The organism is Streptomyces sp. NBC_01454, assembly GCF_036227565.1.
In the GTDB taxonomy this organism is placed as follows: Bacteria; Actinomycetota; Actinomycetes; order Streptomycetales; family Streptomycetaceae; genus Streptomyces.
Window position 1 is genome coordinate 727,369 of sequence record NZ_CP109460.1, and the last position, 8,947, is coordinate 736,315.

Below are 8,947 nucleotides of genomic sequence, written 5' to 3' on the forward strand. Positions count from 1 at the left end.
ACGTCGGCGGGTCAGGTGCCTTCGGGGGCTTCCTCGCCGGTGAGCTCGATCAGCGTGGCGAGGTAGAAACCGCGACCTCCGCGCCACTGCTTGGTCTTCATATCGACTGCCGGGGCCACCTCGGTGGCGGCATCTCGCAGAGCCTTCAGGTACCGGTCGCGGGCGATGTCGATCTCCTCGTCCTCTTCCGGCGCCCACGACTCTGGGGCTGCAGCGGCCACGTACTCGTACAGGTCGGCGGCCGTCATGCGGGCAGGGTCGTCAGCGGCGGTGAACGCGGCCCGCGCCAGCTCGATCGCCTCGGGCAGTTGCTCGTGAGGCTGGACGGTGTCGAGGTCGTCGAAAGTGACACCCGCCAGATCCAGGGACTCCGGATCGAACCAGGGCCGGCCAGCGGCTGCGCGCTCGGCGGCGCGCCGCTTGCCCTCCTCGTAGGTCATCGGGATGAACTTGTGGATGAGGGGGTCGGTGGAGCCGCCGCCCATGATGTACGCCTTGCCGGCGTCCGCCGGGTCCTCGCCCTGGGCGGGGTGGAGTCGGTCCGAGCGCCAGCCGTTGGCGCCGGCTCCGGCTCCGAAGACCTGCACGATGTCCTGGTGCCTGCTCGGACCGACGATCTTCAGGGCGATGGAGTCGGCGATGGCCGCGCCGATCGAGTCCTTCGTGGCTTCCTGAGCGGCGAGGCCGATCTGAACGCGGGACTTGCGGCCAACCCGCAGGATCGCGACTACCAACGCCTTGGCTCGCTGCGACAGCTGCGGGTACTCGTCGATCAGGGTGACGATCGCCGGATAGCGGGGCGACGGAATCCAGTTGTCGCCCATGCCGAGCTTGCCGAGGAGCATCGCCCGCGCCTTCGCGATCTTCAGGAGTTTCTCCAGCACCGCCTCAATGATGTGCATCTGATCGGCGCCGACCACCCGCACCCCCACCGCGGCAGCCAGGGGCTCCAAGCCGTTGCCTCCCGGGTCGAGGTCGACGACGATGACGTCCTCGCAGTCGGTGAGGGTGTCGCCGATCGTCCTGAAGGTCACCGACTTACCGCCGCCGGAGCTGGCGATCACGATGAAGTGCTGGCCGAGGAACGACAGCATGGTGTGCTGCCCGTCCATCCGCTTGGCGACCAGCGCCTTGTCGCGCATAGCGATGCTGTTGGGCTTGCGGACCGGCAGCGCTGGCATGTCTTCGAACGGGTCGCCCTCGACGAGGCGCAGCACGACCTGGGCGCGCTTCTGCCGCATGGGCTGGCACAGCAGCCCGTCTGTTGGCAGGTCGAGGGGTGTCTCCAGCTCGGGCGCTTTGGCAATCAGGTCGGCGGGGGTGCCCTTCTTCAGCCGGACGGTGATCTCCCATCCCCAGGGGTAGCGACGGCCGGCCTCGACCGCGGCCACGTTGATGCCCTCAGACACGAGGGCACGGCGCACGCACTCGGCGGCCTCGTCACGGGTGTTGGCGTCGGCGATCGGGAACGGGTCGTTCTCGCCGGGCTCGATGGCGATCAGGCCGCTGGTCGCGTCCGTGAAGGCGGACTGCCCTGCACCTGGCCGGCCGTGCCACGTGCCGACGGCGTAGGCGCCGAGGGCGAGCAGCACATCGACCCATCCCCCGCCGACGACCACCGCGGTGGTGATGCCCGTGGTGCCAGCCGCACTCCACCCGCCGGTCTTGATCCAGTGCCAGCGCTTGTGGACCCGGTACTCGGCGCGACGCTCCTTGACGAGCTCCTTGGCTGCGGTCTCCGCGGCCGTGTTCCCGGCCGACGCCTTCCTCTCCGCAATCGCGGACTGGATCAACTGCGGGTAGTCGTCGCGGCGGGCCTCCAGCCACCGCCGGGTGAGGTTGCGGTAGCCGCGGACGGTCCAGCCGATGTAGAGCTGGTTCTCGGCGGCGTGCTCGCGGGCGCGGGCGGCGAGTTCCTTCCCGGAGTCGCTCCAGGCGGGCCGCAGGGTCTCGCCCTGGTGCTCGACTACCGCGCCTTCGATGGACTCGGGCTTGACGAGGCTGAGGGTCGGCCGGGTGTCCTCGGCGACGGTCGCCATGGTGGTTTCCTCTCGGTGCTCGCGGGTGCTGAGGTGGGTGCTCATGGCGGGTTACTTCTCTTCGGCCTGGACGACGTCACGCAGGCGCATGAGGTAGGCGTCGGCGCCGCCGACTCCGGCCTCGGTGCGGATCTTCTTGACGCTCAACTTGTCGGCTCCGCCGAGGGTCTGCGCGAGGGCGCGGACGGCGGTGAGGTCGGCTTCAGCGAGGGGCTTGTCGGGCACCTTCGCGGAAGTGCGGCCAGGAGCCCGGTTCCCTTTGCGCCCTAGGGGATTTTGCCCCCCAGAGGGCCTATCGGAGAGCTTGAGCGCAGATCCGCCACCGGCGCCGCGCGGGCCGCCCTGAGGGCCCCTGTCGCGCGTTCCTCCGGCGGTTCCGCCGTCCCCAGGGGAGGGGTCGAAGACGTCCGCGAGGAAGAGGTCGACGGCGACGCTTTCGCGGGTCCGATCGGAGGCGGCCATGAGCTCGTCGATAGCCTCGCGAGCGACCTCGCGGGCGGCGAGCGTGCCCACCGTGACGCCGACCGGCAGCATGTGCAGGTTGTCCCACGCGGCCTTCCATGCCTCGTCCCGAGTGATCGCTCCGATCGGGTGGGCGGCGACGATCCGCTCGTATTCGTTGAAGACCTCACCCCACTTGGCCTTGCGCCGCTCGTCCTCAAGCTTGTGACGCTTGGCCGCTTCGCGCTCCTCGGCGGCCCGCTTCTTCGCGGCCTCCTTCTCCTTCGCGCGCTGCTCCCGACTGCGGTTGTCAACAGCGGCCTTGCTCTCCAGCGCCTGCCGCACCTCAGCCAGCACCGGCCCGATCACCGACGTGGCAGCGAGGGCTACACCGGCGACCAGCCCGTACTCGGTCGCCCCGTGGGTGAGGTTGATGTAGCCGGCAACCGAGGCGAGGGCCGCGGTGAGGATCCAGAACGGCCACCGCGGCAAGCCCTTACGGTGCGCCCACTGTGTACCCAGGACGCCGACCCAGGCGAGAAGTTCGAGGAAGAACGGCACCGGCGCCATGAGCCAGGCCAGGTCACCACTCGTGTCGCCCTTGCGGTGCAGCTTCAGGAAGTACGACAGCTGGGCCGGCAGTGCGGCGAGCAGCCCGAGTGTGAGGACGATGTTGGTGACGAGCTTGAAGCGGGTGCCGTTGTCGGCGGCCTCCTCGCGCTTCTGCGCCTTGTCCTGCTGCTCGTCGGCCTTGGCGTCGCGCTGGATGCCGGCGAGTCGTCGGTTCAGCTTGGCCTGCTCGACCTGTTCGGCCAGCTTGCTGGTCTCGGTCTTGGCTGCGCCTGCCGCTACGGCCTGCTCGGCGGCCTTCGTCTCGGCTGCGATCCTCGCGGCTTCGGCGCGTGTCTTCGCCGCCTCGGCCTCGCGCTCCTCCCAGGAGCGGTATCCGCTGGTCATGTCGTTCAGTCCCTTCGGGGGTGGGTTGCCGGGTTAGGCGGCGGTGTCGTAGTCGTGGGCGGGGCGGGGTGCGGGGATCTTGGCGCGCTGATCTTCAATGGCGCCGTCCCCGGCGACAGCAACGGCGAGCAGCACGGCGATCAGGATGCGAACGCCGACTGGGGCGTCAAGACCGATGAACCAGGACAGGCCGGCGGCCATCAGAGCGAGTCGGAGGCGGGTGAGTGCGATCAGAAGGGCGTGCTGCATGGCGTGTCCTTCGACGGGGGTGAGGGTGGGTGCTGCGTCGGATCTCCAGGCCGCCGGTGCCGGTGCGGGACCGGCGGCGAGGGCTACCGGCGAGCGGTCAGCGCCCGCGCTTGGTGCCGCCGAACATGCGGGGCACCTTGGCGGCCTTCTCGTTGGCGATCCTGTTCAGGCGCTGGTACTCGGGGGTCTCGTCCCGGATGCCGGCCTTGAACTCCCGGTCGCTGTTCTCGTGGAGTGCCTTGTCAGCAGCCTTCATCTCGACGATGGCCTGCTTCTCTTCCGGGGTCTTTCCGAACACGTGGTCCTCCTGTGTGGGCTGGGGCCTGGCCGGTTGGCCGGCTCCCTGCGGGCCCGGCGCCAGGTGGTGCGAGTTCTGGCGTTGCTCCGGGGCCACAGGCAGCGGTCAGATCAGGGACTGGAGGCGGGCGATGCGCTGCTGGCGTTCGGAGATGCCGTGTTCGAGCGTGTAGATCTCGGTGTCGGGGACCTGGCCGGAGGTGATCGCGCCACGCATGTTCGCGATGTCGGCCCGCAGCTTCGTGATGATCGCCTGAGCCTGCTCGGTCTCGGTGCGGGGACGCTGATCGGTGATGGACGGCATGAGCGGCTCTCCCTAGTGGGAGTCCGGGTCAGGGCCCGGCTCATAGGTGTGGCCTTCGGAGCAGGCACGGCTGTCGATGTCGGTGACCATCCGCCAGCCGGGCGGCACGAACCCGGACTTCTCAGCTCGGAGCCGGCATCCGCAGTCCTGGCAGGCCCAGATGTCGCCGCCATGTGACTGCAAGGGCTTGCCGCAGCAGGTGGCGTCCTGCGGCCGGATCGGCGACTCGACGGTGACCTCGGCCATCAGCGGCGGGCCTTCTGGCGGCCCCGACTCCCCCGCACCTTGAGGACGTCGCCGGGCTCGGCGTACACCTGGTCGTCGTCGCACTCGAACATTGCGCGGATGTGGCGGCCAGGTTTCTCGTCGTACATCGGCCCGAAGCGCCTGCACGCCGACTGGGCGTCGACTCCGCCTGCGGTCGGCGTGCCGAAAATCGGCAGCCGATCGGTGAACACCCACTCCTTCCAGAGCGGTTCCTCGCCCCACGGGTTCACGGAGGTCTCGATCGTGTAGTAGGGCATGTTCAGCTTCGCCTGAAGGCCGAACTTCTTGGCGTCTTTGGGCTGCCAAACGGTCATGGCTGTCTCCTCAACTCGGGGGTGCGGGGTGGGTGGTGGCGGGTCGGGCGGTGATCAGGCGGCGCGGGTGTAGTGGGCCTGGAGGCCGCGGATCTCATCCATCAGTCGCGGCTCGGCCGGGTGCGCCCCGTCGAAAGCGATGGCGGCGAGGATCGCGTCCTGCATGCCGCCGTAGTCGTTGGCGGCGGAGGCGGAGGCGTAGCGGCTGACGATCCCGGCACGCTCGGTCCGGTGGGCCTCGGCGGCCTTCGTGCCCTGGGCGTACTCGGCGTCGGAGATCAGGTGAAGCGACATGGTGGTGGTCCTTCCGGAAAATGTGGGCGGTGGCAGGGGGTGGCGCGGGTCAGGCGGTGGGCCGCGGAAGCTGACGGCACCGTTCGGCGTGGGTTGCAGCCCAGCTCGTGACGGCGACCGCGTAGCTATTTCTGGTGCCGCCCTGGCAGCCGCGGCACTCAGCGGCAAAGCCGTCGTCGGTGACATCGACGGTGATATTCGGGTCGGCGAGCGCAGCGCCCGCGAGGGTGAGGTAGCGGTTGACGACGCCCTCCGGCCAGGCGGTCTCGGTCTTTGCGGGCATGGCGGTATGGCCTTTCGGAAGGAGTGAGCGGGTCAGGCGTTGCGGCGACTGGGGAGCCACAGGCGGCGCTTGGGCTCCGACGCTGGGGGCTCCTCGGCGGCGGGCTTGTCCAGCGCGGCAGCGATCCGGCCGAGGCTGTCGGCGATCTGGGCGAGGTGCGCGTTCGTCGCCTGCTGCTCAGTGACCAGGGCCAGGAGCGCGTGGGGCACAGCCCTCTGCGGACCGTCCTGGGCGGAGAAGCCGTTCATCGGGTTCTTGCCGTCGACGCCGTCCTCGGCGCGGCTGACGTGGATATCGGTCGGGGTACCAGGCATGACGGCATGGCCTCTCGGTGGAGGTGGTGCGGGATGGGGTGAGATGCGAGGTAGTGCGCCGCGCTCGGGGGCTGGGGGTGGTCACCCCGAGCGCGGCAGTTAGAGGGAGCCGGCGGGAGTCCGCTGCGGAAGCGGCGGCAGGGCGGGCGGGGTGTCGGCCCGGTCGTGGCGGGGCTCAGGCTCGGCCGGCATCAGGCCGCCGCCAACTCGATCGCGGTGGCGACGGTCGTCTTGCCGCGGAGCGCGGTGACGCCCGACGAGCGGCGGGCCGCATCGGCGTCACCCAGGGACTCGGCCAGACGAGCAGCCGGGCGGGGGCGGACGTAAGAGCCAGCTGCATGAGCGGCGACATCTGCGGCGGTCATGGCGGGGGCGGTGGAGGTAGTCATCAGGCCACCTCGCCGATCGCCGGGGTGACGGCGGCGTCGCGAAGGAAAGCCTCGACGGCTTCCTCCGCGATACGGAAGCGGGGACGTACAGATCCCTTGGCGATGTTGATCGCCTCGATGGCCCCAATTCGGATGAGTTCGCGGATGTGCTGCGGGGTGCTGCCGATGCGCTTGGCGGCCTGGCCGGTGGTGAGGTAGTCGCTCACAGGAGCGGCTGAGGATGGCGTCATTGGGTGCTCCCATGCGGTCGACGGGCTGACACCTAGATAGAAACACATTGCTATGGAGCAATCAAGAGCGCTCCATAGCAATACAGCGAATCCAGGCCATCAAAAAGCCCCCGCCAGTCGATGGCGGGGGCTGGAAAGCGCAGGTCAGGAAGGAAAGTCGTACAGCAGTAGGTACCTGGACGCGTCCAGAACCATGCGGTTCACCTCGACCACCCGATCAGCCGAGTCGTAGGCGTACCTATTGATTTCCACCACGGGCGTCGCGGGAGGGAGGGCCAGGTCCGCAACCTCGGAGGCCGCCGGCATACGACACCGCAACTCCTCCCGGAAGCGCGCCGGCTTGTGCCCTGCATCGGCGAGGCGCGCATAGATCCCGCCAGGACCAGTATCGATCTGGGTGATGCGCGTCCCCCGCGCCAGGTCATCCGGAATGTGCGATGTGGCGCGCATTACGGCCACCCCATCCACGAGATACCTCCGACCGCGACGCCACACGAGCTCCCCCTCATCGAGCTCCAGAACGCGCGCAACCTCCGGCGTGGCAGGCAACTGCTCGATTTGAGCGTCATCGACCTGGAGCTGGCGGTCCTCGACATCGACCTCCCACATCGATCGCCCTTCACCCCACTGCTCAGTCGACAGCCTCTTGAGGGCGTTGCGAGCGATCGGGCGCCATGCTCGGACGGATACGCCGGAGCCGACGCGAGACTCGACAATCCCCTCGTCGCGAAGTGCACCGAGAGCCTGCCGGACGGTGCCTAGCGCTACGGCGTACTCCTCCCGAAGCTTCCTCTCAGGGGGGAGCTTGTCGCCGACCTGGAACTCTCCGTCATCGATTCGCCTACGCAAGTCGTTGGCGATCTCCCGGTACTTCAGCGGTTCGCCGGGCTTACGTGGCACGTGACCTCCCTCTACATGGATTCATCTAGAGCAACGTTACCTGCTGTAGTTGCCATTGGGTTGGCGCGGGATTGGGAGCAGCCCGAGTCGGCACTAGCCATAAATTGCTCTAGAGCGCTACGGTGTGCTGTGTAGCCACTGCGTCACTACGAACGCACGAAGGCCGGACGGTTGCTGCCGTCCGGCCTTGGCTCAGCGAGCTGCGAACTCGCTGATCAGTGATCCGTCTCGTCAAAGAGGAGTCACCCATGAGCGTAGCAACCACTGCCCCTGCCGTCGCCGTGTCGACCGCCACGCCCGTCGTTCCGGTCCAGCCCTCCACTCCCCAGGCCGCCTCGCATCCGACTCCCTGTCCGGCGTGGTGCAAGGATCGCTGTCATGTCGCCGGCCACCACTTTGGGCCGACGGCGACGTGGCACTGGTCACCGCAGTACGTGCTCGGCAATCCGCGTCCGCTCTCCGACGATAGCCCGGTGATCCTGACGGCGGAGTTGTCGCGCGGCGATGAGGGTGACGGGGTCGGCGAGGCGGTGCTCTACGTGCAGGGCATGACGGACATCGACTTGTCGGCGGCTGAGGCCGACATCTTCATCGCTCAGGCGCAGGCGTTCGTGGACACGCTGCGCGTACTGCGCGCCCAAATGGGCTGACACCCCGCACTTCCCCGGCCGGGCAGCCCTAGAGCTGCCCGGCCGTTCTCATACCCGCGGGCGTGGTCCCGCGAGATCCAGGAGTTGGCCTTGGGTGTACTGGGCTGCGCGTCTGCCTGCCTGTGGGCGGGGGCGCGATGAAGGTCGTCAGGGTTCTGCCGGAGACCGGCTGGACCGGCGTGGACAACGCGGTGGCGAGGAGCCGCCGGATCAGCTGGCGAGCAAAGGGCCTGCTGCTGGAGCTGTTGAGCTATCCGCCGGACAACGACATCACGCTGGCGAAGCTGGCTGGGTGGGGCGCCACCTCGCGCAAGGAGGGCTACACGGCAGAGGGCCGGGAGGCGCTACAGATGGCGATGCGCGAGCTGGAGCGGGAGGGCTATGTCGTCCATGTGCGGCGGCGCGGGGACCGGGGGCGGTGGGAGACGACGACTTACGTGTCCACGGCGCCGGAGAGGTTGCCGCAGGTCGCACCGAGTACGGGTTCTCCGCGTTCGGTCGACCAGTACTCGGCGGAGCAGCGCTCGGTCGACCAGCGTTCGGTAGACCAGTCCCTAAGTACTTGTAAGACGGACGACAACATGGACAAGAAGACGGACGAAGGAGAGGAAGGCTTGGAATACTCCTCCGCACTCGCTGCCGCTCGTGCGGGCCAGCAAGCCGGCCCGCAAGATCCACGACGCGAGGAACTTCGCCACCTGTACGAGGCCGCGAACGACCTTGACGATGACCGGCTACGCCGGCTGCTCCTCCAGTTCGAGAAGAAGCGGCCACGGATCTACAGGGAGCAGCGGCAGGCGGCCCTCGGCCAGCTGGAGCGCGAGAGTCCGGCGATCCTGAAGAGCCCCGACTCGGTGCGGTCGATGGACCTGCTGAGCTACAAGTACGCCCTGATGCACTACACGAGCGACGACAAACCGGTGCCGGACTGGCTGGCGAGATTCCCCCGCTGACCTGCTGAAATCCCCGCCGATCAAGCGTGGGGTGCGGGACAATGGGACTACCGCAAATCAGGATCA

General features: G+C 68.4%; 15 protein-coding genes. 2 read left to right on the forward strand and 13 right to left on the reverse strand.

From position 1 onward, the window contains the following. Window positions 1–11 precede the first annotated feature (11 nt). From OIU81_RS02935 to OIU81_RS02995, 13 genes are all read right to left on the reverse strand, one after another. Window positions 12–2,084 carry a hypothetical protein gene (locus OIU81_RS02935; RefSeq protein ID WP_329143481.1) on the reverse strand — a complete coding sequence of 691 codons (2,073 nt, stop codon included), beginning with the start codon at window positions 2,082–2,084 and terminating at the stop codon, window positions 12–14. A gap of 6 nt (window positions 2,085–2,090) precedes the next feature. Then, window positions 2,091–3,437, reverse strand: a complete 1,347-nt coding sequence (locus tag OIU81_RS02940; protein WP_329143483.1) for a hypothetical protein — start codon at window positions 3,435–3,437, stop codon at window positions 2,091–2,093. 33 nt (window positions 3,438–3,470) lie between these two features. Then, the gene (locus OIU81_RS02945) at window positions 3,471–3,686 is read right to left on the reverse strand and encodes a hypothetical protein (RefSeq protein ID WP_329143485.1); all 216 of its coding nucleotides are present in this window, start codon (window positions 3,684–3,686) and stop codon (window positions 3,471–3,473) included. A gap of 97 nt (window positions 3,687–3,783) precedes the next feature. After that, entirely contained in the window at window positions 3,784–3,984 is a 201-nt protein-coding gene (locus tag OIU81_RS02950; RefSeq protein ID WP_329143486.1) for a hypothetical protein, read from the reverse strand. A gap of 105 nt (window positions 3,985–4,089) precedes the next feature. Further along, the gene (locus OIU81_RS02955; RefSeq protein WP_329330756.1) at window positions 4,090–4,287 is read right to left on the reverse strand and encodes a hypothetical protein; all 198 of its coding nucleotides are present in this window, start codon (window positions 4,285–4,287) and stop codon (window positions 4,090–4,092) included. 12 nt (window positions 4,288–4,299) lie between these two features. Further along, window positions 4,300–4,533: a hypothetical protein gene (locus OIU81_RS02960; protein WP_329330758.1), complete on the reverse strand. Its 234-nt coding sequence runs from the start codon at window positions 4,531–4,533 to the stop codon at window positions 4,300–4,302. Beyond that, window positions 4,533–4,868 (reverse strand): hypothetical protein, encoded by a 336-nt coding sequence (locus OIU81_RS02965; protein ID WP_329330759.1) that lies wholly within the window; start codon window positions 4,866–4,868, stop codon window positions 4,533–4,535. Before OIU81_RS02965 ends, OIU81_RS02960 begins: the two co-directional genes overlap by 1 nt. Window positions 4,869–4,922: 54 nt before the next feature. Further along, complete coding sequence (locus OIU81_RS02970) at window positions 4,923–5,162, reverse strand: hypothetical protein (protein WP_329143492.1); 240 nt, start codon at window positions 5,160–5,162, stop codon at window positions 4,923–4,925. A 49-nt stretch (window positions 5,163–5,211) separates the two neighbouring features. Beyond that, window positions 5,212–5,445 (reverse strand): hypothetical protein, encoded by a 234-nt coding sequence (locus OIU81_RS02975; protein WP_329143494.1) that lies wholly within the window; start codon window positions 5,443–5,445, stop codon window positions 5,212–5,214. 32 nt (window positions 5,446–5,477) lie between these two features. Next, window positions 5,478–5,759 carry a hypothetical protein gene (locus OIU81_RS02980; RefSeq protein ID WP_329143496.1) on the reverse strand — a complete coding sequence of 94 codons (282 nt, stop codon included), beginning with the start codon at window positions 5,757–5,759 and terminating at the stop codon, window positions 5,478–5,480. A gap of 191 nt (window positions 5,760–5,950) precedes the next feature. After that, on the reverse strand, window positions 5,951–6,148 hold the full coding sequence (locus OIU81_RS02985) for a hypothetical protein (protein WP_329143498.1): 198 nt from the start codon (window positions 6,146–6,148) through the stop codon (window positions 5,951–5,953). Beyond that, window positions 6,148–6,378 carry a helix-turn-helix domain-containing protein gene (locus OIU81_RS02990; RefSeq protein ID WP_329143500.1) on the reverse strand — a complete coding sequence of 77 codons (231 nt, stop codon included), beginning with the start codon at window positions 6,376–6,378 and terminating at the stop codon, window positions 6,148–6,150. Before OIU81_RS02990 ends, OIU81_RS02985 begins: the two co-directional genes overlap by 1 nt. Window positions 6,379–6,522: 144 nt before the next feature. Beyond that, window positions 6,523–7,278 (reverse strand): GntR family transcriptional regulator, encoded by a 756-nt coding sequence (locus tag OIU81_RS02995; RefSeq protein WP_329143502.1) that lies wholly within the window; start codon window positions 7,276–7,278, stop codon window positions 6,523–6,525. 248 nt (window positions 7,279–7,526) lie between these two features. Here OIU81_RS02995 and OIU81_RS03000 point away from each other — a divergent pair, with 248 nt between their 5' ends. Beyond that, window positions 7,527–7,928 carry a DUF6907 domain-containing protein gene (locus tag OIU81_RS03000; RefSeq protein ID WP_329143504.1) on the forward strand — a complete coding sequence of 134 codons (402 nt, stop codon included), beginning with the start codon at window positions 7,527–7,529 and terminating at the stop codon, window positions 7,926–7,928. 137 nt (window positions 7,929–8,065) lie between these two features. Further along, entirely contained in the window at window positions 8,066–8,881 is an 816-nt protein-coding gene (locus tag OIU81_RS03005) for a hypothetical protein (protein ID WP_329143506.1), read from the forward strand. The last annotated feature ends 66 nt before the right edge of the window (window positions 8,882–8,947 follow it).

What these genes read in the sequence shown, in the direction of transcription:
- OIU81_RS02965 (WP_329330759.1), bottom strand. Translation starts at nt 4,868, where the DNA reads ATGACCGTTTGGCAGCCCAAAGACGCCAAGAAGTTCGGCCTTCAGGCG.
- OIU81_RS02980 (WP_329143496.1), bottom strand. Translation starts at nt 5,759, where the DNA reads ATGCCTGGTACCCCGACCGATATCCACGTCAGCCGCGCCGAGGACGGC.
- OIU81_RS03005 (WP_329143506.1), top strand. Translation starts at nt 8,066, where the DNA reads ATGAAGGTCGTCAGGGTTCTGCCGGAGACCGGCTGGACCGGCGTGGAC.
- OIU81_RS03000 (WP_329143504.1), top strand. Translation starts at nt 7,527, where the DNA reads ATGAGCGTAGCAACCACTGCCCCTGCCGTCGCCGTGTCGACCGCCACG.
- OIU81_RS02975 (WP_329143494.1), bottom strand. Translation starts at nt 5,445, where the DNA reads ATGCCCGCAAAGACCGAGACCGCCTGGCCGGAGGGCGTCGTCAACCGC.
- OIU81_RS02945 (WP_329143485.1), bottom strand. Translation starts at nt 3,686, where the DNA reads ATGCAGCACGCCCTTCTGATCGCACTCACCCGCCTCCGACTCGCTCTG.
- OIU81_RS02935 (WP_329143481.1), bottom strand. Translation starts at nt 2,084, where the DNA reads ATGAGCACCCACCTCAGCACCCGCGAGCACCGAGAGGAAACCACCATG.
- OIU81_RS02940 (WP_329143483.1), bottom strand. Translation starts at nt 3,437, where the DNA reads ATGACCAGCGGATACCGCTCCTGGGAGGAGCGCGAGGCCGAGGCGGCG.
- OIU81_RS02985 (WP_329143498.1), bottom strand. Translation starts at nt 6,148, where the DNA reads ATGACTACCTCCACCGCCCCCGCCATGACCGCCGCAGATGTCGCCGCT.
- OIU81_RS02990 (WP_329143500.1), bottom strand. Translation starts at nt 6,378, where the DNA reads ATGACGCCATCCTCAGCCGCTCCTGTGAGCGACTACCTCACCACCGGC.
- OIU81_RS02970 (WP_329143492.1), bottom strand. Translation starts at nt 5,162, where the DNA reads ATGTCGCTTCACCTGATCTCCGACGCCGAGTACGCCCAGGGCACGAAG.
- OIU81_RS02960 (WP_329330758.1), bottom strand. Translation starts at nt 4,533, where the DNA reads ATGGCCGAGGTCACCGTCGAGTCGCCGATCCGGCCGCAGGACGCCACC.
- OIU81_RS02955 (WP_329330756.1), bottom strand. Translation starts at nt 4,287, where the DNA reads ATGCCGTCCATCACCGATCAGCGTCCCCGCACCGAGACCGAGCAGGCT.